Here is a 24,538-nt window from a genome sequence, read left to right on the forward strand (position 1 = left end):
AAACCTTATCCCTCCATTTTCAGGTAGCCTTCCAGGCCGTCTGAAAGGCTATCTGAAACCCACACCCCCACCCCTAAGGAGACCAAACATGTCCCAATCCTGCGATATCGCCATCATCGGCGCCGGCCCCTCCGGCGCAGTCGCCGCCGCCCTGCTGCTCAAACACGGCTTTTCCGTGTGCGTGCTCGAAAAGCAGCATTTCCCGCGCTTTGTGATCGGCGAGAGCCTGCTGCCGCACTGTATGGAATTTATCGAAGAAGCCGGATTTCTGCCCGCCGTCGAAGCCGAAAAGCGCTTCCAGTTTAAAAACGGCGCCGCCTTTACCTGGGGCAGCCGCTACACCTATTTCGACTTCACCGACAAATTCACCGCCGGCCCCGGCACCACTTTCCAAGTGCGCCGCGAGATTTTCGACAAAATCCTGATCGACGAAGCCGCCAAGCAGGGCGCGGACGTGCGCTTCGGCCACGCCGTTACCGCCTTCGCCGACACCGACAGCGGCGCCCGCCTCACCGTGCAGCCTGAAAACGGTGCCGAATACGTGCTGGAAGCCAAATTCGTGCTCGATGCCAGCGGCTACGGCCGCGTGCTGCCGCGCCTGTTGGACTTGGACACCCCGTCCCATCTGCCCGTGCGCGAAGCCCATTTCACCCATATCGACGACAACATCAGCGACCCCGAGTTCGACCGCAACAAAATCCTGATTTCCACCCACCCCGAACACCGCGACGTGTGGCTGTGGCTGATTCCCTTCGGCGACAACCGCTGCTCCATCGGCGTGGTCGGCCTGCCCGAGCGCTTTGCCGGACTGGGCGATTCCGAAGCCATCCTGCGCCGCTACGCCGACGAAGTCCCCATGCTCAAGCGCGTGCTGGCCAACGCCCAATGGCACAACGACTTCCCTTTCCGCAAAATCAGCGGCTACTCGGCCAATGTCAAAGCGCTCTACGGCAAACACTTCGCGCTGTTGGGTAACGCCGCCGAGTTTCTCGATCCGGTCTTCTCCTCCGGCGTAACCATCGCCATGCACTCGGCCAAACTCGCCGCCGACCTGCTCGGCCGCGCGCTCAAAGGCGAAACCGTCGATTGGCAAAGCGGCTTTGTCGAACCTTTGATGGTGGGCGTCGATGCCTTCCGCACCTATGTTGAAGGCTGGTACGACGGCAGCTTCCAAGACGCCATCTACGCCCCCGAGCGCAACCCCGAAATCGGCCGCATGATCAGCTCGATCCTTGCCGGCTACGCCTGGGACACCGCCAACCCCTTCGTTGAAAAATCCAAACGCCGCCTCGAAGCGCTCGCCGCCACCGTCGGCCCGCAGGAATGCCGTTAAACCGGCTTTAAGTGCTGTTCAGGCTGCCCTGCCGGCACAGGGCAACCTGAAAACCCAAGCAGCCTGAAACGCTGTTTCAGGCTGCCTTTTCCCGCGCCGCAGCAGCTTGAATTTCCCCACCCAAACTGCCAAACTGCGCCCGTTTTTTTACCTTAAAGGCAGCCTGAAAACATGAATGCCAAACTTTCCGCCCTGATTACTGCCGCCGCGCTGCTGTTGGCCGCCTGCGGCACTTCTTTCAACCCGCAGGCGCGCCCGCAGCTGGATGTGGGCGAGAGCCGCCGTTTCAAAATCGAGCGGCTCGACGGAGCGGGCGGCACCGAACAGGTGTCGCTTTTGGTGGTGCAGGGCGAAGCCGGCGGCCGGACGCGCTGGATTCAGACCGACGCTTTCGGCGCCCCGCTGGCGCGGCTTTCGGCCACCGAGCGCGGCTGGCGGCGTGACGGCTTTGTGCCGCCCAACCACGCGGCGCAGGCGCTGTTTACCGAGATGTTCCCGATGCTCAAAGACTACAGCAGCGACGAGCGGGACATCAATATCAACGCAGGCGGCGTCAAATGGCGGGTTACGCCGCTGCCGCCGGAGAACGGCGATGAATGACGCCGTCTGGCTCGGCCGCCCGGCGCTGGTTTCGGCGCTCGGCAGCGGTTTGGACGAACACCTGCGCGGCCTGTTTGCGCCGCCGCCGGCGAGTCCGCTCACTTTCAGCAGCGAATGGGTAATCGGCAAAAACCGTGCTTTCGGCGCGGTAAACCGCGAACTCAGAAGGCTGCCTGAAAACCTCGGCGCCGAGCATATCAGCCGCAACAACCGGCTGTTGTGGGACGCGCTCGAACAAATCGAGCCGCAGATTCAGGCTGCCCGCAGCCGCTACGGCGCCGAACGGGTGGCGGTGGTCATCGGCACTTCGGTGGGCGGCGCCGACGAAAACATTCCGCTGTTCCGCCACGTTGCCGACGGCGGCGCGTGGGACGGCCTGCCCTTCGGCCAGCAGCAGCAGCTGTTGTCTTCGCCCGCCGATTTCGTGGCCGCTGCTTATGGCCTGAACGGACTGTGCTACGGCGTTTCCACCGCCTGCACTTCCGGCGCGCGGGCGCTGATCAGCGCGGCGCGGCTGCTGCGCGCGAATCTGTGCGACGCGGTGGTGTGCGGCGGCGTCGATACCCTGTCGCCGCTGACGATTAACGGCTTTGCGGCGCTGGAAGTCTTGTCCGCAGGCATCGCCAATCCGTTTTCCGAGCGCCGCGACGGCATCAATATCGGCGAAGCGGCCGCCGCCTTTGTGATGACGCGCGATAACGACGGCGAGAGCCTGCCGCTCTTGGGCTACGGCGCCAGCAGCGACGCCCACCATATGTCGTCCCCCCGCCCCGACGGACTCGGCGCCACGCAGGCTTTTCAGGCTGCCTTAAAACACGCCGCCCTTGCGCCCGCACAAATCGGCTGGATCAACCTGCACGGCACCGGCACCAAACTCAACGACGGCATGGAAAGCCGCGCCGTGGCCGAAGTGTTCGGCTGCGCCACCGCTGCCACGTCCACCAAACCGCTCACCGGCCACACGCTCGGCGCCGCCGGCGCGCTCGAAGCGGCCTTTGTGTGGGGCGCCGTCAGCCGCGCCGACAACCCCGCCGGCCTGCTGCCGCCGCAGCTGTGGGACGGCGAACGCGATGCCGAGCTGCCGCCGATCGCGCTTACCGTTTCAGGCTGCCGCTGGCCCGAAGGCCGCCGCATCGGCGCCAGTTCGTCCTTCGCTTTCGGCGGCAACAACAGCGTGCTTATTATCGGAGAACCCTAAATGCAGCCCTGCCCGATCAAACCCACCGACCACCTGCTGCCGCACAGCGGCCGCATGGTGCTCTTGGACGAAGTGCTGTCCTACGACGACACCAGCCTGCACGCCGTCTGCACCGTCCGCCCCGACTGCATCCTGCTGCCGCCAAACAGCCCCGACGCGCTGCCCGGCTGGCAGGGCATGGAAATCATGGCGCAGGGCGTCGGCGCCTGGGCGGGCGTGCAGGCACTCGATGCCGGCCGCCCCGTGCAGCTGGGTTTTCTGCTCGGCACCCGCAAGCTCGAATTCGGCGTGCCGGCCATTCCCGTCGGCACCGTGATGGACGTGAAATCCGTACTCTCCTGGCTCGACAACGCCAACAATATGGGCGTGTTCGACTGCACGCTTGCCGTGCGCACCCCACCCGCCGGCCGCGAAGCCGAACTGCCCGCCGGCACCCTGCTGCTTGCCGGCGCGCTCAATGTGTTTATGCCCAAAAGCCAGGAAGCGCTGGAAGCGATATTGGCGGGCTGACTTTCAGGCTGCTTTGCCCTAGATAAAAAGCAGCCTGAAAAAACCATGCGGCAGCCCGCCAAACACTCAGGCACCAAACTTTCAGGCTGCCTGAAACCCACCCGCACCGCTGCCGCCCTGCGTCCGCCCGGCTAAAATAGCGCTTTCAGGCTGCCCTTATGTTTTCAGGCAGCCTGAAAGGGCAAAACGGCATCGCCGGGCAGGCAGCCTGAAACCCTTTTTCCGTCCGAATTTGCAAAGGAAACCCCGCACCATGAGCACCCCCACCATTCTGATTACCGGCTCCAACCGCGGCATCGGCAAGGCCGTTGCCCTGGGTTTGGCGGCCGACGGTTTTGACATTGTCGTCCACTGCCGCAGCAGGCGCGACGAAGCCGAAGCAGTTGCCGAACAAATCCGTGCGCTGGGACGGCAGGCGCGGGTGCTGCAGTTTGACGTATCCGACCGCGCCGAGTGCCGCGCGGCGCTGGAAGCCGATATTGAAGCACACGGTGCCTACTACGGCGTGGTGCTGAACGCGGGGCTGACGCGCGACAACGCCTTTCCCGCGCTGGAAGACGACGACTGGGACCGCGTGCTGCGCACCAATCTCGACGGTTTTTACAATGTGCTGCACCCGCTGGTGATGCCGATGATCCGCCGCCGCGCGCCCGGGCGCATCGTGTGCATGGCGTCGGTGTCCGGCATCACCGGCAACCGCGGCCAGGTCAATTACAGCGCGTCCAAAGCCGGGCTGATCGGCGCCGCCAAAGCGCTGGCGGTGGAGCTGGCCAAGCGCAAAATCACCGTAAACTGCGTCGCTCCAGGCCTGATCGACACCGAAATCGTCGATGAGCGCGTGCCGGTGGACGAAATCCTGAAGGCCGTTCCCGCCGCGCGCATGGGGCAGCCTGAAGAAGTGGCACACGCGGTGCGTTTTCTGATGGACGAAAAAGCCGGCTACATCACCCGCCAGGTGATTGCGGTAAACGGGGGGCTGTGCTGATGAAAAGCAAACGGGTGGTGATTACCGGCGTCGGCGCGGTGAGCGCTTTCGGCCGCACTTGGGACGACATCCGCGCGCGCTTTGCCGCCGGAGAAAACGCCGTGCGCTACATCGCCGCTTGGGAGAGCTATCCCGAGCTGGAAACCAAACTCGGCGCGCCGATTGCCGATTACGCACCGCCAGCGCATTGGACGCGCAAGCAGCTGCGCAGCATGGGGCCGCTGGCGCAATACTGCACCGACGCCGCCGAACAGGCGCTCGCCCAAGCCGGCCTGCTCGGCGACCCGGCCATCCGCGACGGCCGCATGGGCGTGGCCGCCGGCTCGTCGTCCGGTAGCACCGCCGACGTGCTCGACATCGGCCTGATGCTCGCCCACCAGCCCAACAACTTCAGCGCCAACACCTATGTACGCATGATGCCGCACACCACCGCCGCCAACGTGGCGATTTTCTTCGGCCTGACCGGCCGCCTGATTCCCACTTCCAGCGCCTGCACTTCCGGCAGCCAGGGCATCGGCTATGCCTACGAAGCCATTAAATTCGGCAAAATCCCGATGATGCTCGCCGGCGGCGCCGACCAGCTGTGTCCGTCGGAAGTATTCGTGTTCGACACCCTGTACGCCGCCAGCCGCCGCAACGGCGAAGCAGCGCTCACCCCGCGCCCCTACGATGCCGCGCGCGACGGCCTGGTGCTGGGCGAAGGCGGCTGCATGATGGTGCTCGAAGAGCTGGAACACGCCCGCGCGCGCGGCGCCGACATCATCGCCGAAATCGTCGGCTACGGCGCCAACTGCGACGGCAGCCACATCACCCGCCCCGAAGAAGCCACCATGCGCCGCTGCATCGAGCTGGCGCTGGAAGACGCGAATCTGCCGCCCGATGCCATCGGCTACGTCAGCGGCCACGGCACCGCCACCGAACACGGCGACATCGCCGAAACCCGCGCCACCGCCGCCGTTTTCGGCCGCATCCCCATCAGCTCGCAAAAAAGCTATCTCGGCCACACCCTCGGCGCCTGCGGCGCGCTCGAATCGTGGTTCGCCATCGAAATGATGCGCGACGGCCGGTTCTTCCCCACCCTCAACCTCGACAACCCCGACCCGCGCTGCGGCGACGCCGACTACATCGCCGGCAGCCCCCGCGCCATCAATACCGAATACGTAATGAACAACAACTTCGCCTTCGGCGGCGTCAACACCTCGCTGATTTTCAAACGCTGGGCAGAATAGGCAGCCTGAAACCGCCGTTTGCCACAACAAAGCAGCCTGAAAACGGTTTTCCCGTTTTCAGGCTGCTTTTGGCTCAAAGAAACAGCGCCGGCAATCAGCCCTAGAATATGCCCCGCGCGCAGCAAATCCCCAACCGGCACCGTATCGGTGCGCCCCCTACAAAGCAGGCTGCCCCGCAAAAAAAGCAGCCTGAAAAACCAAAGCAGCCTGAAAGCCGTTCCAAACGGTTTTCAGGCTGCTTTTTGCAACGAAAAACGAAACACGGGCGCTGCGCCCCTATTCTTCCCCGCCCTCTTCTGCGTCTGCATCGGCCAGCATCCGGCGCAGCAGGGCGGCTTCGCGGCGGCTGACCAAATGACGCATGGCGCCGACGGTCATTTCGCAATACTGGCGCTGCTGTGCCGGATCCAGCTGTGCCGGTTCGGCATTCATGACTTCCTGAGCTTCTTCGCCATATTGCTGCAACAGATAATCGCCTAAGGATTCCCCTGCGGCGGCCACTTCGCTTGCTGTCGGAATGCTGCGCTCGGCACGGTAGCTGCGGATGGCTTGGGCAACGGCGCGATCCATGGCGCCCAAATCCAGCGATTCCGATTTTTTACGGACAATACTGTAGGGGGTTTCGAGAAGGTCGATGCAGTTGCGGGTGGGCTGGCGGTTGGCCTGATCCAGCAGGTCGGCGGTAGCAGAGAATAAGGACAATATGGCTTCGTCGCTGCCTTTAACCATATATCTGCCGGCAACAATATCGATTTCAGGGCCGATTTCTTGGGCAACGGCCGCTTGGCCGTAGGCATCGGTTGCTCCGCCGGCCTGCAGATGGCGATCGATTGCGGCGTGCAGTTTTTCTTCCAGCCGGCCATAGGCAGCGGGATCGGCGGCCTTGAGAGCCAAACCGGTTTCGCCGCCGATGGTTTTGCTGATCACGCTGTCCCTGAAATCCTGCTTGCGCTGCCGGCGCAGCTGCAGATCAAAGACAAACAGCGACACCAACACCAGCAGTACCAAACCGATAAGTATGCGTTTTGTTTTATCGGACATGGCCGGTTTTCCTGTTCAAACGGTTTTAGCTTCGCAACTCCGCTTTGCTACGCAGGCTGCTTTTTTTTTGCGCGGCTCAGGCAATCAGCCGCATCACCACCACCATTACCACCGCCAAAAACAGGCCGAAGGCGGCGGCGATGCCCAGGCGGATGAATTTTTGGCGGTAGGGGTCTTCGTCGTCCTGCATCAGCTCGGGCATGTTTTCGGGGAAAACGACGATATCGTCTTCTTCGCTGGGGGTGTGCGGGCGGCTGCTGCGCGGCTGCAGGCGGTTGTTGAGCCAGACGGCGATGTCGCTGTATTGCGGTGCGGGCGGGGCGGCGGTCAGCGCACCCTGCGCCACCAGCTCGGCGATGCGCGCTTCGGCGTGCGGGTGGCCGGCTTGGGCGGCCTGCAGCAGTTTGGCGCGTGCCATTTGTCTGACGGCGGGGTCTTGGACGAGAAACTGGCTGACGGCGGTGGCGATTTTGCGCTCGTCGGGTGCCTTGCCCTGCGGCCATGCCACGGCGGCGGCCTGCTCTTCGGCATCGGCGGACAGCAATTCTGGCGCGGCTTCGGGGGCGGCGAGCACCATTTCGGCGTGCAGGCGCAGGCCGCGCCAGTCGCCGGCGGCAGCGGCGCGGCGCGCCCAGGCGGCGGCTTCGCGCAGGCTCTGCGACACATACAGCCCTTTGCCGTAGAGATAGGCGAGATAAACGGCGGCGTTGGCCTGGCCGCTGTTGTACAGCCGCAGCAGCGCGGCAACCAGCGCCGGCGCCTGCTGGGCGTTCAGGCGGCCGCTTTGCACCGCCTGATGGATTTTGTCGGGCGTGCGGCTGTTAAGCAGGCGGTTGAGCGCGTCGTCGGCCAGCTCGGCAAAGGCGCCGCCGAAGTCGGCCAGCCGCAGTTTGGCGTAACGCACGGCGCCGTCATTGCCGGCATGCTGGCCGGACACCAGTTTTTTCGCCGCCACCATTACCGCGTCGTCGCCGGCGCCCTGCTCGCTGCTGCGGCCGTAGCTGCGGCCGGCCTGCCAGCGGCAGTTGCGCACGAACTGTTTGCCGCGGGCATCGTCGGCAGCCTGAAAGGCGGTGCCGGGCACGCTGCCCAGCGTCGGCAGTTCGGCGGCGCTGGGGCGCACGGCGTCGGCAAAGCCTTTCCAAAACACCGGCTCCTGCGCCAGCAGGCCGGCAAAGGCGGCAGCGGCATCTAAACCCTGTCCGGCGGCCACCCACTGCCGGTAGTAGGGCGTATGCGCCCAGTAGCGGGCGGGCAGCAGGGTAACGGCGGCCACGCCCTCGGCGGCGAGTATCGGCACGCAGCGGGCGCGCAGCACGCCGTCGGGCAGGTGCGGCCGCCACAGCAGCATCCGTGCCAGCCGCAGCTGCGGCCGGGCGGGCAGCGGGCGGATCAGGCTGCCTGAAAGCGGCTGCGGCGCCTGGCCGCCCAGCGCTTCGGCAGCAGCGAGCAAATCCTGCGGCGCGGTGCGGCCGGCGGGGTCGTACACCACATCTACAATCTCGGCGTCTTCGCCCGCTTCAAAGGCGGCGCCGTTGCCGACTACGGCGGCACACACGCTGCGGCCGGCGGTGTAGAGCCTGGCCAGCGCGTCGATTTGCGCGTAAAGCGGGCTGGCGAGCAGCTCGAACGGCGGCAGGATTTGCAGATAGGGCAGATCGTGCTGCGGGGTGCGCTCGACGGCGTCGGCGCAAACGGGCAGGGTGGCGGGAAAATCGGCGGCGTTCAGCATGGCGCTCTTTCGTAGGGGGATGGTTTTGGGTTTTCAGGCTGCCTGATTGGGCTGTGCGCTTATCGCCCAAGCAGCCTGAAAAAGGCGGATGGTCGGGAAAACGGTTTTCAGGCTGCTTGGGCGGCGGTGCGCTCCAGCTCCAGCGCGGCGGCCAGCAGCGAGAGCCGCGCCATTACGCCGTAAACATACAGGCGGTTGCCGGTACTGTCGGGGTCTTGCGGGTTGGGGCGCGGGATGCCCAGCTCGTCCCATTGGGCGAACACGCGCTTGCAGTCGCCGCTCTCGTCGCTATCCTGCGCTTCGTTCTCGTCGGCGCAGCCGGTGGTGGGAATGCTGTGGTTGAGCGGCACGAACACCATGCCGCCGGCGTTCAGGTTTTCGTCGGCGCCGCGCCCTTCGTGCACGCGAAAAAAGCCGCCGATAACGAAGCGGTCCATCATATACACCACCGGCTCGCACACCGCGCCGTTTAGGGTTTCGTAGGTGTAGATGCCTTCTTGGACAATGACTTCGCTCACCTCCAGCCCTTCTTTGACTTTGGCCATTTTGTTGCGGTTTTTGCGGTTCAGGCCGCGCACTTCGTCGGCGGATTTCACGCTCATCACGCCCATGCCGTAGGTGCCGGCGTCGGCTTTAACGATCACAAAGGGCTGGTCGCTAATGCCTTTTTCGTCGTATTTCGCCTGGATTTTCGCCAGCACGCGCTCCACGGCTGCGGCCAGCGCGTCTTCGCCTTCGCGCTCTTGGAAGTTCAGTCCGCCGATTTTTTCGAAATAAGGGTTGATCTGCCACTCGTCGATGCCCAGCAGCTCGGCAAACTCGGCGGCGATGCGGTTGTAGGCGGCAAAATGCTCGGTTTTGCGCCGCGTCGTCCAGCCGCCGTGCAGGGGCGGCAGCACGGTTTGGCTGATATCCTGCAGGATTTCCGGCACGCCGGCGGAAAGATCGTTGTTCAACAATACAAAGCAGGGCGAAAAGCCGTCGGCCAGATGCACGCGGCCGCGGGTGCGCAACAGCGGCTCGATGGTCAGCCGGTTACCCAGTGCGGTTTCCAGCTCCACCGCTTCGGTGATTTCGGGATTCAGGCTGCCGATGCGCACTTCAAAGCCGGCATTGCGCAAAATGCCGGCCAGCGCGTAAACGTTTTGCAGATAGAAGGTGTTGCGGGTGTGGTTTTCCGGCACCAGCAGCACCGAACGGGCGTTGTCGCAGGCGCGATCGACGGCATCCTGCGCGGCGATGCTCGCCAGCGGGATAAAGTTGGGATTGAGATTATTAAAGCCGCCGGGAAACAGGTTCATATCGATAGAAGCCATTTTGTAGCCGGCGTTGCGGATGTCCACCGAGCCGTAAAACGGCGGCCGGTGCTGCTTCCATTTCTGGCGGAACCACGCTTCGATGCGCGTTTGGTTTTGCAGCAGGATTTGTTCGAAATCTTTAAGGCGGGCGGCATATTCGGGGGCAATCGCAGGCAGTTTCATACGGATTCCTCTTGCGGCGGAAAAACAATCACAAGCGGCGGCATACAGGCGCCGCAGCGGCGTGCGGCATTATACACGGCACACCGCGCGCCCCAAGCGCCGCCATAGCGGCAAGCAGCCTGAAAAGGGCGGCAATGCGACATTTTATGCTTTCAGGCTGCCTCTTTATTTGCGTATATAATCGGCTGCCTGTGCAATCCAAACAACCAACCGCCATGAAACCTATACTCCGCCCTGCCGTTCCCGCCGCACTGGCGCTGCTCTTGGCCGCCTGCGGCAGCAGTGAGCAGCCGATCACGTCCACCCCCAATGCCGCCGATACCGACCCGCTGGCGCCTTTGCTGATTCCCAAGGTAAACCTGCCCGCGCCCGATGTGGCGCAAACCGGCTACTCCGCCCATCCTGATGTGCAGGCGTTTGTTGCCGAGCGGCGCAATCAGGGGCGCGGGTTGGACGAAGGCAGCTTGAAAGCCTTTTTCGATAGCGCAGGCTACCGCGGCGACATTATCCGGCTGATGGACAAGCCCGGCACTTCGCGGCCGTGGTATGTGTTCCGCAACAATAACGCGCCGGCCGCGCGCATCACCGCCGGCCGCCGCTTCTATCAGGCCAACCGCGCCGCCATCGACCACGCCGCCGCGCAATACGGCGTGCCGGCCGGGCTGATTGTCGCCATTCTCGGCATCGAAACCAATTACGGCAGCAATATGGGCAACATCCGTCTGGCCGATTCGCTGCCCACGCTTGCGTTCGGCTATCCGCGCCGCGCCGCTTATTTCCGCGGCGAGCTGGCGGAATTCCTGCAGCTGGCCGCCGAAGAAGGGCGCGATCCGCAGAGCTTTAGCGGCAGTTTCGCCGGCGCGATGGGCATGCCGCAGTTTATGCCCTCCAGCTACCGCAAATGGGCGGCGGACGGCGACGGTGACGGCCGCCGCGACATCTGGAACAGCGTGGCCGACGCCGCGGCATCGGTTGCCAACTATATGAAGCAAAACGGCTGGCAGAGCGGCGGCCGCATGGCGGTGCCGGTTACGCTGACGCCCACGCCCGAACTTTCGGCACTGATGGAGCGCAAAACCGAGATGGACCACACCGTGGCCGATCTCAAGCGCATGGGCGTGATGCCGCAGGAAGCGGTGGCCGACGATGAAAAAGCGGTGCTGTTCCGCTTGGAAACCGCGCCCGGCGAATACCGCTACTTTATCGGTCTCAACAATTTCTACACCGTCTGGCACTACAACAACAGCCGCCTGTATGTAATGGCGGTGCGCGACATCGCCCTGGGCGTTGGCGCCAACGGCCTGTAGAGCCACCAAGCAGCCTGAAAAGCTTTCAGGCTGCCTCAACCGCATCATCGGAACGAAAGGAAAAACCATGAAACGCCCTGTCTTGTTATGCGCCGCCGTGCTGCTGGTCGCCTGCGCGGTCGAACCGCCGCCGCACGCCCCCCGCCATCACGATCCCGAACCGCAGCACATCCACCGCCACCGGCCGGTTACTGTTGTCCAGCCGGCCAAAGACAACAGCCGCCATGTGCCGGCGCAAAGCGCTTTCGGCCGCGATATGGTCGAGCGCTTCTGCGCCCAAAACGGCGGCCGCATCGAACAACCAGGCGGCCGCAGCACCTGCCGCCTGCCCGACGGCACGGTTGTTGAAGAGTGGGAATACTTCCGCCAGCGCCCGAGCCGCCCCGACTACCGCCGCTAAGGCCCCCGCTTTCCCAACCTGCGGCCGCCGGCCGCACCCACCATCCGAAAGGAAAACGCCATGAGCAAACTGATCCCCCTGTCCGCCGCCCTGCTGCTGGCCGCCTGCGCCGGCAACGGGCAGCCTGAAAAACACCCGGATTCGCCGATGGTCGGCATGTCCAACCCCGCTTCCGAGTTCTGCATCAAACAAGGCGGCAAGCTCGAAACCAAAAAAGACGCCGAAGGCGGCGAATACGCCCTGTGCCACCTGCCCGACGGCACGGTTGTTGAAGAGTGGGAATACTTCCGCCAGCACGCCCCGCGTTAAACTCGCTTTTAGCCAAACGGCCGCCGCAACACTTTTCTGCGGCGGCCGTTTTTTCAGGCAGCCTGAAAGACCGCGCGGTTTTTTCAGGCTGCCTGTCTGTAGCGGACTGGCGTAAGCTAATGGCGTCGTGTGAAAGGGGCAGACTTGGTAAAGGTTTCAGGCTGCTTTTTCCTGCTTTCGGGCGGCTTTTCTGTTTTGACTTCGTTGAAAACTGCGGCTTTCAGGCTGCCTTTGTGTTTGCCTGCCGGATAAAAAAACGCCGCAATCCTGCGCGGATTGCGGCGTTGGTTTTCATAAAACGACTGCTTATTTCTGGTCGTCTTTCACTTCTTCAAAATCGGCATCGACTACGTCGTCGTCTTTCTTGGCGGAAGATTCCGACTGCGCCGCGCCTTCGCCGGCTTGGGCTTCGGCCTGCGCCTGTGCGTACACCATTTCGCCGAGCTTCTGGCTGGCGGCGCCGAGGGCTTCGGCTTTGGCGTCGATGGCGGCTTTGTCGTCGCCTTTCACGGCTTCTTCGGCTTCTTTCAACGCGGCTTCGATTTTTTCTTTCTCGGCAGCGTCGAGTTTGTCGCCGTAGTCGGCCAGCGATTTTTTCACCGAATGGATCAGGGCTTCGGCCTGGTTGCGGCTTTGCACCAGCTCGTGCAGTTTTTTGTCTTCTTCGGCGTTGGCTTCGGCGTCTTTCACCATGCGTTCGATTTCTTCCTCGCTCAAGCCGGAAGAGCCTTGGATGGTGATGTTGGCGGCTTTGCCTGTGCCTTTGTCTTTGGCAGACACGTGCAGGATGCCGTTGGCGTCGATATCGAAGGTTACTTCAATCTGCGGCATACCGCGCGGGGCGGGGGCGATGTCGCCGAGGTTAAACTGACCCAGTGATTTGTTGGCCGAAGCGCGTTCGCGTTCGCCCTGCAATACATGGATGGTTACCGCGCTCTGGTTGTCTTCGGCTGTGGAGAACACCTGCGACGCTTTGGTCGGGATGGTGGTGTTTTTCTGAATCAGCTTGGTCATCACGCCGCCCATGGTTTCGATACCGAGCGACAACGGGGTTACGTCGAGCAGCAGTACGTCGCTGCGGCCACCGCCCAATACTTCGCCCTGAATCGCGGCGCCCACGGCCACGGCTTCGTCGGGGTTGACGTCTTTGCGCGGCTCTTTGCCGAAGAAGTCTTTAACGGCTTCCTGCACTTTGGGCATGCGAGTTTGGCCGCCGACCAAAATCACGTCGTCGATGTCGCTGGCGGACAGGCCGGCATCTTTGAGCGCGGTGCGGCAGGGCTCGATGGAACGTTGGATCAGGTCTTCCACCAGGCTTTCAAATTTGGCGCGGGTGATTTTCATCGCCAAGTGTTTGGGGCCTGCGGCATCCATGGTGATGTAGGGCAGGTTGATTTCGGTCTGCTGGCCGCTGGAAAGCTCGATTTTGGCTTTTTCGGCGGCTTCTTTCAGGCGTTGCAGCGCCATCACGTCGTTTTTCAGATCGATGCCCTGTTCTTTTTTAAACTCGGCGATGATGTGGTCGATCAGGCGTTGGTCGAAGTCTTCGCCGCCCAGAAAGGTGTCACCGTTGGTGGCCAATACTTCAAACTGTTTTTCACCGTCCACATCGGCGATTTCGATAATGGAAATATCGAAAGTACCGCCGCCCAAGTCGTAAACCGCGATTTTGCGGTCGCCTTTGGCGTTTTTGTCCATGCCGAAGGCCAAAGCTGCGGCGGTCGGCTCGTTGATGATGCGTTTGACTTCCAAACCGGCGATGCGGCCGGCGTCTTTGGTGGCCTGGCGCTGGCTGTCGTTGAAGTAGGCCGGAACGGTAATCACCGCTTCGGTAACCGGCTCGCCCAAATAGGCTTCGGCAGCCTGCTTCATTTTACGCAGCACTTCGGCGGAAACCTGCGGCGGGGAAAGTTCTTTGCCTTGCGCCCTTACCCATGCGTCGCCGTTGTTGGCTTTCACGATGTCGAAGGGCATGGTTTCGATGTCGCGCTGCACTTCTTTGTCTTCGAATTTGTGGCCGATTAGGCGTTTGACCGCGTAAATGGTGTTTTTCGCGTTGGTAACGGCCTGGCGTTTGGCAGGTGCGCCCACCAGGATTTCGCCGCCGTCAAGATAGGCGATGATGGAAGGCGTGGTGCGCGCGCCTTCGGCGTTTTCGATTACTTTGGTTTGGCCGTTTTCGGAAATGGCCAGGCAGGAATTGGTGGTACCCAGGTCGATACCGATGACTTTTGCCATGTTTGCGTCTCCTAACAGATGGATAAAATAAATTCAGGCGGATGCGGCTGCATCCCGACGGCAGGCAAAATAGGGGAACTTGGCGGCTTTTCAAGGGGCGGGGCGGGGATTTTTTGCAAGAGACGGCAAGGCTAGGGCGAAAAACGGCATTTTTCGGCGCAAAAAAGTTTTCAGGCTGCCTTTGCAGCATAGCAAAGGCAGCCTGAAAACAAGGGCGCAGCGGTTTGAAACCGCTTTAGGAAAACAGCCGCTTGGCCAGCGCACCGCCGGGGACGATTTCCACCGCCAGCATTTCTTCCTGCCGCGCCTTGATGTAGCGGCGCACGTTTTTCAGCCACTGGCTGGAAATCGGCTGGATTTTTTCGTCCACCAGATCGAGCCGTAATTCTTTGGACACCGCCACCACCAGATTCATAAACTGGTCGAAATTGTCGTCGGATGCCGGCACACGGGTGATGTCGAACAGCAGGCTGAAGCCTTTGTAGGGCTGGCTGGAGAGCAGGCCGTCGGTAAACGGGTTGCCGTCCAGCGTAACCGCGGTGTATTTGGCGCCGCCGGTATCGGCCGCCAGCACAAACGAACCGTCGGGCATCAGCTCGAAGCCGCGGCGGGTAAGCGCGGCGCGCAATTCGTTGCCCGACACGCCGGCCTGGTTTACCAGATGGATGGCGATGGCCTGATCGACGCGGGCGCACAATTCGTCGAGCGGGCCGGCGGTTTCGAGAAAGGCGGTGGCGTTTTCAAACAGCGCGCTGCCGCCGTTTTTTGCCGCAAAGCGCTCGACCTGGCTGCGGAAGTCGTCCAAATCGCGCCGCTCGGCCAAACCGATGCGGCTCACCGCCTGCAGGCCGATAACAAACGCTTGGTAGAGAATGCCGGGAATCGGCTCGGCAGCCTGAAAACGGCCGTCCATGGTGCAGCCGATTACCTGAAAGCGGTGGCGGCCGGACAGACGCGGCACCGAATGCAGCTCTCTGGGCTCGTTCAGCGACACATAGGTCATATAGTCGAAACGTTTGTCGAACCATTTGAGCTTGGCGCGGCGCAAGTCTTCCAAATCCAGCGCCTGATGTTTGGGCGCGGCGCTTTTGGCGGCGCTTTTGCGCTCGACTTTGGCCGGCTTGGGCGGCTGCTCGGGCGACACCAGTTCAAACGGAAATTCGCTTTGCGATCGGGCGGCGGGCGCTTCGGCGGCAGGGGTTTCGGCAGCGGGCGCGGGTTTTTCAGGCTGCTTTTGGGCAGCGGTTTCGGTGCGGTCGCCGTCGGCTTGGGGGGCGGCGGACGGCGCGGGTGATGCGGGAGTTTCAATAGGCTCGTCAGGCTTTTCAGGCTGCTTGGGCGCGGCGGGCGTGCGGTTGAGCGATGCGCCCAAACCGCTGCCGCCGCTTTCGCCGAAAGTCTGGCCGTCGCGCACCGACGTGGTTTGGCTCTGCATCAGCGCGTCGCGGTCGGCATGGCCGAACTGGCTGCGGATTTTTTTGCGGTATTGGTTTTCCTGGTGGATGTTGTAGGCCACCACCGCCACCAAAACGGTCAGCAGCAGCACGATGATGATCAGAAAAGTGGTGTTGTTCATGCGTAAACCTAGGATGTTTGCGTGAATCGGCGCCGCAATTATATAGTAGAACCCGCCCGCAGTCTTTTCAGGCTGCCCGCGCATGGACAAACCCTGCCGGCGCGTGTAGCATTTTGCCGCCGTCCGTGTACCGCGCCGCCTGTTGCGGCGCGTTTTCCCCGCCGCCGCGCCGCCAGAGTGCCGCGCATTTCAGGCAGCCTGAAACGGTTTCAAAGGATTGTTATGCCGCCCGATTTCGATATGGTTTTATTCGGCGCCACCGGCGATTTGTCGATGCGCAAACTGCTGCCCGCACTCTATCAGGCGCACGCCGCGGGCGAGCTGCATCCCGACGGGCGGATTATCGCGCTGGGGCGCAGCGATCTGGATACCGCAGGCTTTGTCGCCAAAACGGACGCCGAAGCCAAAATCCACATCAAAACCGCGTTTGATGAAGCGCAATGGGCGGCATTCACCCGCCGCATCGTCTATCTCAGGCTCGACATCACCCGCCGTGCCGACTTCGACGCGCTGGCGCAAACCGTGCAGCGGCGGCAGGCGGCAAGCGTTGTCGTCTATCTTTCCACCGCGCCCGAATTTTTCGCCGACGCCTGCGCCAATCTGGCCGCGGTCGGACTCAATACGCCACAGGTGCGCATCGTGCTGGAAAAACCGCTGGGCACCGACCTTTCGTCCGCCCGCGCCATCAGCGAAGCCGTCGGCCGCCATTTCGGCGAAAACCAGATTTACCGCATCGACCATTATTTAGGCAAAGAAAGCTTGCAAAACCTGCTGCCGCTGCGTTTTGGCAATACGGTGTTCGAGCCTTTGTGGAACCGCGATTATGTGCGCTCGGTGGAAATCACCGCCGCCGAAACGCTGGGCGTGGAAGAGCGCGGCGGCTTTTATGACGGCGCCGGCGCCCTGCGCGACATGCTGCAAAACCACATCATGCAGATGCTGTGCTACACCGCGATGGAAGCGCCGGCAGCCGCCGATGCCCAAGGCATCCACGCCGCCAAACTCGCCTTGTTGCAGTCGCTCAAACCGATGAGCCGCGACGATGCCGCCGCCGGCAGCGTCCGCGGCCAATACGCCGCGCAAGGCAGCCTGAAAGGCTACCGCCAAGAGTCCAAAGTCCCGCCCGAGAGCCGCACCGAAACCTTTGCCGCGCTGCGGCTGGAAATCGACAACCCGCGCTGGGCGGGCGTGCCGTTTTACCTGCGTACCGGCAAGCGCATGACCGAGCGCAGCGCCCGCATCGTGCTCAACTTCAAAGCGGCAGCCGGCGCTTTCGGCGGCAGCGCCAACCGCCTGCTGATCAGCCTGCAGCCGCAGGAAACCGTGTCGCTGTCGCTGCAGGTGAAAGCGCCCGGCGGCAGCGAAACCACCGCCGCCGAGATGACGCTCGATCTGGCGCAGGCCGCCGCCGGCCGCCGTGCCGACGCTTACGAGCTGCTGCTGCGCGAAGTGATTGCCGGCCGGCAGGAATTGTTTGTCCGCCGCGACGAAGCCGAAACCGTGTGGGCGTGGCTCGAGCCGCTGCTGCAAAACTGGGCGGCCGACAGCGTGCCGCTGTACGACTATCCCGCCGGCAGCTGGGGGCCGCAGGCCGCCGACGAGCTGCCCGCGCGCGACGGCAACCGCTGGTCGGAAGCAGCCTGAAACGTCTGTTCCAAACGCGCGGCGGCTTTCAGGCTGCCCGCAGCGTTTTCAGGCTGCCTGAAAAACGCCCTGCCCTACAGCCCAAGCACCAAACGCATGGCGCTTGCTTTTACGTTTCAGGCTGCCTGCCGCGGTCATCCGCTCCCCATTCGCGACAGGCAGCCTGAAAGACTGTCTGCCCTGCCGTATCGCTTTTTCAGGCTGCCTGCCGCAGCCTGCCGGAGAAAATCCCATGTTCCGTATCACCGAAACCGCCGACGCCCAAGCAGCGGCGCAAACGCTGGCCGATGCCGTGGCCGCCGATTTGCGCCGCGTGCTGGCGGAATCGCCGCAGGCCGTGCTGGCGGTATCCGGCGGCAAATCGCCAGTGGCGTTTTTTGAAATACTCAGCCGCACCGATCTCGACTGGGCGCGCGTTGCTCTGACGCTGGTGGACGAGCGGCTGGTGCCGACCGATCACACCGACAGCAATACCGCACTGGTGCGCCACCATCTGCGGCAAAACCGCGCCGCCGCCGCGCAATGGCTGCCGCTGGTGGCCGATAATGCCGACGAGGGCAGCCTGAAAAACCACGAGCAGGCGCTGGCTTTCGCGCTGTCGCAGTTCAAACAGCCCGATGTGCTGGTGCTGGGCATGGGCGGCGACGGCCACACCGCCAGCCTGTTTCCGCAGGCGCCGCAGCTGGCGCAAGCGCTGGCCGCCGATAATCCGCAGCCGCTGGCCGTTACCAGCCCTCAAACCGCGCCGCACGAGCGCATCACGCTGACGCTGGCGGCCATCGAGCGCACGCCGCACTGCTATCTGGCGCTGGGCGGCGGCGACAAGCTGCGCGTGCTGCAGCAGGCCGAGCAGGGCGTCGATCCCGAACTGCCGGTCAGCTTCGTCCTTCATTCCGCAAAGGCAGACTGCCATGTCATCACCCACCCCTGACACCTATCCGCGGCTGGTGGCCGATATCGGCGGCACCAACGCCCGCTTCGCGCTGGAAATCGCGCCGCAGCAGTTCAAATTCGTCGAAGTGCTCGCCTGCAACGACTACAACACGCTGGTCGATGCGGTGAAAGAATTTCTGCGCCGCCACGATATTTCCGCCGTGCGCCACGCCGCGGTGGCGATTGCCAACCCAATCGTCGGCGATTGGGTGCAGATGACCAACCACCATTGGGCGTTTTCCATCGAAACCACCCGCCAGGCGCTGCATCTGGAAACCCTGCTGTTTCTCAACGATTTCACCGCGCAGGCGCTGGCCATTACCCGCACACCCAGCGAAGAGTTGCTGCAGGTGGGCGGGCTGGCGCCGGTGGAAGGCGCGCCCAAGGCGGTTATCGGCCCGGGCACCGGCTTGGGCGTGAGCGGGCTGATTCCGTCGCCCGCCGGCTATGTGCCGCTGGCCGGCGAAGGCGGCCACACCAGCTTTCCGCCTTTCGACGATGCGGAAATGGCAGTCTGGCAGTATGCCAAACAGCGCTACGGCCACGTTTCCGCCGAGCGCTTTCTCAGCGGCGCTGGACTGGTGCTGATTTACGAAGCGCTGGCCGAGCGCGAAGGCGCGCGCCGGCAGGATCTGACCGCCGCCGAAATCAGCGAACGCGCCCTAAGCGGCTCGTCGCCGCTGTGCCGGCTGACGCTCGACATTTTCTGCGCCATGCTCGGCACCGTGTCGTCCAATCTGGCGCTCACTTTAGGCGCGCGCGGCGGCGTGTACCTGTGCGGCGGCATCGTTCCGCGCTTTATCGACTACTTCCGCCAGTCGCCCTTTCGCAACCGCTTCGAGAGCAAAGGCCGCTTCGACGCCTATCTGGCGGCGATTCCGGTATATGTGGTGCTGAGCAAACACCCCGGCATCAGCGGCGCGGCGGTGGCGCTGGACAACCATCTGCAGGCAGCCTGAAAACCTTTCAGGCTGCCTGCCATCGAAGAGAGGACATCGTATGGCGGCTTTCGACAGCGAACGCGGCAAACCCGAAATCCTGGCGGTACGCACCGCCGCCCAAACCCGCATTTTCCAAGTGCAGGCGGTTGATCTGCGTTTTGCCAACGGCACCGAGCGCACCTACGAGCGGCTGACCCCCGCGCGCCGGCCGGCGGTGATGGTGCTGGCGCTGCACGAAGGCAGCCTGATGATGATCCGCGAATACGCTGTCGGCACCGAGCGCTACGAGCTGACGCTGCCCAAAGGCCTGATAGACGAGGGCGAAACGCCCGAGCAGGCCGCCAACCGCGAATTGCAGGAAGAAATCGGCATGGCCGCCCGCAGCCTGAAACCGCTGCGCGTGCTCTATTCTTCGCCCAGCCACATGTACAGCCCGATGCACGTTTTCCTGGCAGAAGACCTGTACCCGTCGCAGCTGGAAGGCGACGAACCCGAACCGCTAATCCTGCACCCGCTGCCGCTGTCGCGCCTGGACGAAATTCTCGACAACCCCGCCACCGGCGATTCGCGCACGCTGGCTGCGCTGTTTCTGCTGCAGCGCCTGCTGGCCGAGCGCTAAATGTTTTCAGGCTGCTTTTTGCAGATTCGGGATAGGGCGAAAGGAATCAGGCAGCGCCGGTTTGCGGTGCGCGGGGCGCACCCTACAGCCGAAACGCCAAAGCAGCCTGAAAATGCGAAACCCTGCCCGCCGTCCGTTTCGCACCGATATGCCCGTTTCGCCAAAGCGCTGTAGGGTGCGCCCCGCGCACCGAAACACGCGCCGCAATGCGGCATCCGCGTTTTGCCGCACCCGCCGCGCTCCATAGCCCAAAAGCAGCCTGAAAAACCGCGCCGCCCGTTTTTTGCCTTTCAGGCTGCCTGAAAGCCGCCCGCTACCGCCACGATACGGAGTTTCCCATGCTTGCCACCATCAGCCGCCAACTCGACACCCTTTCCAAAGCCGAACGCAAAGTCGGCGAATATGTGCTGGCCGAGCCCAAATGGTTTGTGCAGTCGCCGGTGGCGGAAATCGCCGCCCGCGCCCAAGTGAGCCAGCCCACGGTGATCCGCTTTTGCCGCAGCCTGGGTTACGACGGCCTGCCGCAGTTCAAGCTCGCGCTGTCGGCCGCCACCAGCCACAACGGCCTGCCCTATGTGCATGAAGAGCTGAACATCGACGACAACGTTGCCGCCGTGCGCGAAAAAGTGCTGTCCAACACCGCCGCCGCCATGCTCGGCTTGCGCGGCAGCCTGGACGACGCCGAAGTGGAACGTGCGGTGTCGCTGCTGGCGGCAGCGCGGCGGGTGGAGTTTTACGGCGTCGGCAATTCCGGCATCGTCGCGCAGGACGCGCAGCACAAGTTTTTCCGCTTCGGCATTTCCACCGTCGCCTATGTGGACAGCCACATCCAGCTGATGGCCGCGTCGGTGCTCAGCCCGCAGGACGTGCTGGTGGCGGTGTCCAATTCCGGCCTGTCGCGCGAGGTGCTCGAAGCGGTGGAAATCGCCAAAAACAACGGCTGCGTGATTATCGGCCTAACCCGCCCGGGCAGCCCGCTGGCCGAACAGGCCGACTGCCTGCTGGCGGTGCCTTCGCGCGAAGACGGCCGGCTGTACACGCCGATGGTGTCGCGCCTTTTGCATCTGGCGGTGATCGACATTCTGGTGATTTCGCTGGCGCTGCGGCTGGGCGAGGCCGCCAGCAGCAGCCTGGCCAAAGGCAAGCGCAGCGTGGAGGCGCACCGCGCCGGCGCCGCCGAAGAATGAAAACGGCTTTTCAGGCTGCCTGCCGGCACAGGGCAAAGGCAGCCTGAAAAGCCTTATTCCGTTTTTCCATTGCCCCTAAGGGTAAAACCCGTTTGGAGCCGACTATGTACCCTATCGACCTGCCCGCCTGGCAACGGCTGCAGCAAGACTTTGAAGCCACCCGCCACCTGCATATGCGCGATTTGTTCCGCCAGGACCCCGGCCGCGCCGAGCGCTACTGGCTGGAAGCCGGCGGCATCCGGCTCGATTATTCGAAAAACCGCATCACCGACCGCGTGATGAACGATTTGGTGGCGCTGGCCGAAGAATGCCGTCTGCCGGAAAAAATCGCCGCGATGTTTGCCGGCGAAAAAATCAACCGCAGCGAACACCGTGCCGCGCTGCACACCGCGCTGCGCAACCTTTCCGCCGCGCCGGTGGTGGTGGACGGCGAAGACGTGATGCCCAAAGTGCGCGCGGTGCTTTCGCAGATGGGCGACTTCGCCCGCGCGGTGCGCAGCGGCCAATGGCTGGGCTATACCCGCCAGATGATTACCGACGTGGTCAATATCGGCATCGGCGGCTCGGATTTGGGGCCGCTGATGATGTGTTCGGCGCTCGCGCCTTACGGCTCGCCGCGGCTGAACATGCACTTCGTTTCCACCGTGGACGGCGCCCAGCTGCGCGACGTGCTCGATAAGGTGCGCCCCGAAACCACGCTGTTTGTAATCGCGTCGAAAACCTTTACCACCCAGGAAACCATCACCAACGCCCGCACCGCCCGCGCATGGTTTTTGCGCGAAGCCGGCGAAGCGGACATCGCCCGCCATTTCGTTGCCGTTTCCACCAACCGTCAGGCGGTGGCGGAGTTCGGCATTGATCCGGCGCATATGTTTGAGTTTTGGGACTGGGTGGGCGGCCGCTACAGCCTGTGGTCGGCCATCGGCCTGCCGATTATGCTGTATCTGGGCGAAGAAAACTTTATCGACATGCTCGAAGGCGCCCACCTGATGGACCGCCATTTCGCCACCGCGCCGCTGGCGCAGAATATGCCGGTGGTGCTGGCGCTGCTGGGCATCTGGTATATCGACTTTTACCGCAGCGGCAGCTGCGTGGTCGCCCCTTACGACTACCACCTGCACCTGCTGCCCAAATTCCTGCGCCAGCTCGATATGGAATCCAACGGCAAACAGGTGCGGCTCGACGGCGGCCGCGTGCGCGCCGGCACCGGCCCCGTGCTGTGGGGCGAGTCGGGCATCAACGGCCAGCACGCCTTTTTCCAAATGCTGCATCAGGGCACGCAGCTGGTGCCGGTCGATCTGATTGCCAGTTTGGAAAAACGCAGCAACCTGCCCGGCCACCACGAAATCCTGCTCTCCAACGTATTCGCCCAGGCCGAAGCGCTGATGCAGGGCAAAACCGCCGCCCAAGTGCGCGCCGAGCTGCAGGCGCAGGGGCAGCCTGAAAACGAAATCGCCGAGCTGGTGCCGCACAAAGTGTTCGACGGCAACCGCCCCAGCAACATCATCCTGACCGACCGCATCGACCCGCGCAATATGGGCAGCCTGATCGCGCTTTACGAACACAAAGTCTTCGTGCAGGGCGTAATTTGGGGTATCAACAGCTTCGACCAATGGGGAGTGGAACTGGGCAAGCAGCTGGCCAAAACCATACTCGGCGAGCTGACCGGCGCCATCGAACCGGCCGAACACGACTCATCCACCACCCGCCTGATCCGCCTTTACCGCCGCACCAACTGCGCCGAAGACGGCACTTGCGCCCTGTTCGAATAGCCGCGCCCGCCCGCCGCCAACTTGAAAGCAGGCAGGTTTTGACGTAGAATGCGCTGCTTTCTGCGGCAGGGAATCCGCCGCGTACAGAAGCACGTCACACAGCCGCTTAGCAGTTGTGCGCGTGCTTTTTTTTGAACAGGTTTCCAGAACACTTCAGGCAGCCTGAAAGCTTTTCAGGCTGCCTTCACAGCGAAACACACACCCATTCTTGCAGGCCGACCGCGCCTTCCGACCCATCACAGGAGCCACCCATGTCCACCCCCGCCATTCTCGTTCTTGCCGACGGCAGCATCTTTCGCGGCATCTCCGTCGGCCATCCGGGTTCGACCTCCGGCGAAGTCGTGTTCAACACCTCGATGACCGGCTATCAGGAAATCCTTACCGACCCATCCTACAGCAGGCAGATCGTTACCCTGACCTACCCGCACATCGGCAACACCGGCGCCAACGGCGAAGACACCGAAGGCCGCGAAGTGTACGCCGCCGGCCTGGTTATCCGCGATCTGCCGCTTTTGCACAGCAGCTTCCGCGCCCAAGAGAGCCTGCAGGAATACCTGATCCGCACAAAAACCGTCGCCATCGCCGACATCGACACCCGCCGCCTCACCCGCATCCTGCGCGACAAAGGCGCCCAGGCCGGCGCCATTCTCACCGGCAGCGACGCCACCGAAGACAAAGCCCGCGAACTGATCGCCGCCTTCGGCAGCATGGTCGGCAAAGACTTGGCCAAAGAAGTTACCGTCAGCCAGCCCTACCAATGGACCGAAGGCGTATGGCAGCTCGGCGAAGGTTTCAGGCAGCCTGAAAGCCGCTATCACGTTGTCGTGTACGACTTCGGCATCAAAACCAACATCCTGCGCATGCTTGCCGAGCGCGGCTGCCGCCTGACCGTCGTCCCCGCGCAAACCCCCGCCGCCGAAGCCTTCGCCCTGAACCCCGACGGCATCTTCTTCTCCAACGGCCCGGGCGACCCCGAACCCTGCGACTACGCCATCACCGCCCTGCGCCAAGTGCTCGACAGCCGCAAACCCTTCTTCGGCATCTGCCTAGGCCACCAGCTTTTGGGACTCGCGCTCGGCGGTAAAACCCGCAAAATGCCGTTTGGGCATCACGGCGCCAACCATCCCGTGCAAGACTTGGACAGCGGCCGCGTGATGATTACCAGCCAAAACCACGGCTTTGAAGTCGATGCCGACACCCTACCCGCCAACGCCCGCGTAACCCACCGTTCGCTGTTCGACGGCTCCTTGCAAGGCATCGAACTGACCGACCGCCCCGCCTTCACCTTCCAAGGCCACCCCGAAGCCAGCCCCGGCCCGCACGACGTCGGCTATCTGTTCGACAAATTTATTGCCAGCATGGCAGCGGCCAAAGCGTAAAACCGCTAAAACAGGCAGCCTGAAAGCGCAAAAAGACTTTCAGGCTGCCTGAAAAAGTAGTTTGAAATTGGGGAGGCAAGTAGGGTAGGTTGGGTTGTAAACCCAACATCAAACGCACAAACTT

At 63.0% G+C, this 24,538-nt stretch carries 21 protein-coding genes; 16 read left to right on the plus strand and 5 right to left on the minus strand.

From position 1 onward, the window contains the following. The first annotated feature begins 88 nt into the window (after positions 1-88). The 6 genes from OP500_RS07395 to OP500_RS07420 all read left to right on the plus strand — a co-directional run bounded on the left by OP500_RS07395 (position 89) and on the right by OP500_RS07420 (position 5,855). On the plus strand, positions 89-1,333 hold the full coding sequence (locus OP500_RS07395; protein ID WP_274070595.1) for an NAD(P)/FAD-dependent oxidoreductase: 1,245 nt from the start codon (positions 89-91) through the stop codon (positions 1,331-1,333). A gap of 171 nt (positions 1,334-1,504) precedes the next feature. Continuing rightward, complete coding sequence (locus OP500_RS07400; RefSeq protein ID WP_238748665.1) at positions 1,505-1,933, plus strand: hypothetical protein; 429 nt, start codon at positions 1,505-1,507, stop codon at positions 1,931-1,933. Beyond that, entirely contained in the window at positions 1,926-3,131 is a 1,206-nt protein-coding gene (locus OP500_RS07405) for a beta-ketoacyl-ACP synthase (RefSeq protein WP_274070596.1), read from the plus strand. The genes OP500_RS07400 and OP500_RS07405 overlap by 8 nt, the downstream gene beginning before the upstream one ends. Continuing rightward, positions 3,132-3,641, plus strand: a complete 510-nt coding sequence (locus OP500_RS07410) for an ApeP family dehydratase (RefSeq protein WP_274070597.1) — start codon at positions 3,132-3,134, stop codon at positions 3,639-3,641. Positions 3,642-3,894: 253 nt separating this feature from the next. Further along, the gene (gene fabG, locus OP500_RS07415; protein ID WP_274070598.1) at positions 3,895-4,626 is read left to right on the plus strand and encodes a 3-oxoacyl-ACP reductase FabG; all 732 of its coding nucleotides are present in this window, start codon (positions 3,895-3,897) and stop codon (positions 4,624-4,626) included. Beyond that, entirely contained in the window at positions 4,626-5,855 is a 1,230-nt protein-coding gene (locus OP500_RS07420) for a beta-ketoacyl-ACP synthase (protein WP_274070599.1), read from the plus strand. Before fabG ends, OP500_RS07420 begins: the two co-directional genes overlap by 1 nt. Before the next feature lie 276 nt (positions 5,856-6,131). Here the strand turns inward: OP500_RS07420 and OP500_RS07425 are convergent, their stop codons facing one another. The 3 genes from OP500_RS07425 to gshA form a co-directional block, all read right to left on the minus strand. Continuing rightward, complete coding sequence (locus tag OP500_RS07425) at positions 6,132-6,896, minus strand: hypothetical protein (RefSeq protein WP_274070600.1); 765 nt, start codon at positions 6,894-6,896, stop codon at positions 6,132-6,134. A gap of 76 nt (positions 6,897-6,972) precedes the next feature. Then, entirely contained in the window at positions 6,973-8,628 is a 1,656-nt protein-coding gene (locus OP500_RS07430; protein ID WP_274070601.1) for a hypothetical protein, read from the minus strand. 107 nt (positions 8,629-8,735) lie between these two features. Further along, on the minus strand, positions 8,736-10,109 hold the full coding sequence (gene gshA, locus OP500_RS07435) for a glutamate--cysteine ligase (protein WP_274070602.1): 1,374 nt from the start codon (positions 10,107-10,109) through the stop codon (positions 8,736-8,738). Between the two features lie 215 nt (positions 10,110-10,324). Here gshA and mltB point away from each other — a divergent pair, with 215 nt between their 5' ends. From mltB to OP500_RS07450, 3 genes are all read left to right on the plus strand, one after another. Next, the gene (gene mltB / locus OP500_RS07440) at positions 10,325-11,416 is read left to right on the plus strand and encodes a lytic murein transglycosylase B (RefSeq protein ID WP_274070603.1); all 1,092 of its coding nucleotides are present in this window, start codon (positions 10,325-10,327) and stop codon (positions 11,414-11,416) included. A 67-nt stretch (positions 11,417-11,483) separates the two neighbouring features. After that, positions 11,484-11,816: a DUF333 domain-containing protein gene (locus OP500_RS07445; RefSeq protein WP_238748656.1), complete on the plus strand. Its 333-nt coding sequence runs from the start codon at positions 11,484-11,486 to the stop codon at positions 11,814-11,816. Between the two features lie 60 nt (positions 11,817-11,876). Next, complete coding sequence (locus tag OP500_RS07450; protein WP_238748655.1) at positions 11,877-12,125, plus strand: putative hemolysin; 249 nt, start codon at positions 11,877-11,879, stop codon at positions 12,123-12,125. 306 nt (positions 12,126-12,431) lie between these two features. On the opposite strand, the gene dnaK is transcribed toward OP500_RS07450, so the two are convergent. Further along, positions 12,432-14,363: a molecular chaperone DnaK gene (dnaK, locus tag OP500_RS07455; RefSeq protein ID WP_238748654.1), complete on the minus strand. Its 1,932-nt coding sequence runs from the start codon at positions 14,361-14,363 to the stop codon at positions 12,432-12,434. Between the two features lie 235 nt (positions 14,364-14,598). After that, complete coding sequence (locus OP500_RS07460; protein WP_274070604.1) at positions 14,599-15,939, minus strand: cell division protein ZipA C-terminal FtsZ-binding domain-containing protein; 1,341 nt, start codon at positions 15,937-15,939, stop codon at positions 14,599-14,601. Positions 15,940-16,161: 222 nt separating this feature from the next. On the opposite strand from OP500_RS07460, the gene zwf reads away from it, so the two are divergent. From zwf to carA, 7 genes are all read left to right on the plus strand, one after another. Further along, a complete protein-coding gene (gene zwf / locus OP500_RS07465) occupies positions 16,162-17,583 on the plus strand; it encodes a glucose-6-phosphate dehydrogenase (RefSeq protein WP_274070605.1) in 1,422 nt (473 codons plus the stop codon). 232 nt (positions 17,584-17,815) lie between these two features. Beyond that, entirely contained in the window at positions 17,816-18,514 is a 699-nt protein-coding gene (gene pgl, locus OP500_RS07470) for a 6-phosphogluconolactonase (RefSeq protein WP_238748651.1), read from the plus strand. Then, the gene (locus OP500_RS07475) at positions 18,495-19,475 is read left to right on the plus strand and encodes a glucokinase (protein WP_238748650.1); all 981 of its coding nucleotides are present in this window, start codon (positions 18,495-18,497) and stop codon (positions 19,473-19,475) included. Before pgl ends, OP500_RS07475 begins: the two co-directional genes overlap by 20 nt. 40 nt (positions 19,476-19,515) lie before the next feature. Next, positions 19,516-20,076 (plus strand): ADP compounds hydrolase NudE, encoded by a 561-nt coding sequence (gene nudE / locus OP500_RS07480; RefSeq protein ID WP_274070606.1) that lies wholly within the window; start codon positions 19,516-19,518, stop codon positions 20,074-20,076. 338 nt (positions 20,077-20,414) lie between these two features. Beyond that, a complete protein-coding gene (locus OP500_RS07485) occupies positions 20,415-21,263 on the plus strand; it encodes a MurR/RpiR family transcriptional regulator (RefSeq protein WP_238748648.1) in 849 nt (282 codons plus the stop codon). Positions 21,264-21,367: 104 nt separating this feature from the next. Beyond that, positions 21,368-23,035, plus strand: coding sequence for a glucose-6-phosphate isomerase (gene pgi / locus OP500_RS07490; protein WP_274070607.1), 1,668 nt, complete (start codon positions 21,368-21,370; stop codon positions 23,033-23,035). Positions 23,036-23,286: 251 nt separating this feature from the next. After that, positions 23,287-24,414 (plus strand): glutamine-hydrolyzing carbamoyl-phosphate synthase small subunit, encoded by a 1,128-nt coding sequence (carA, locus tag OP500_RS07495; protein WP_274070608.1) that lies wholly within the window; start codon positions 23,287-23,289, stop codon positions 24,412-24,414. The last annotated feature ends 124 nt before the right edge of the window (positions 24,415-24,538 follow it).

Origin of the sequence: Kingella sp. SNUBH-2017 (genome assembly GCF_028680565.1) — a bacterium.
GTDB classification, from domain to species: domain Bacteria; phylum Pseudomonadota; class Gammaproteobacteria; order Burkholderiales; family Neisseriaceae; genus Kingella_D; species Kingella_D pumchi.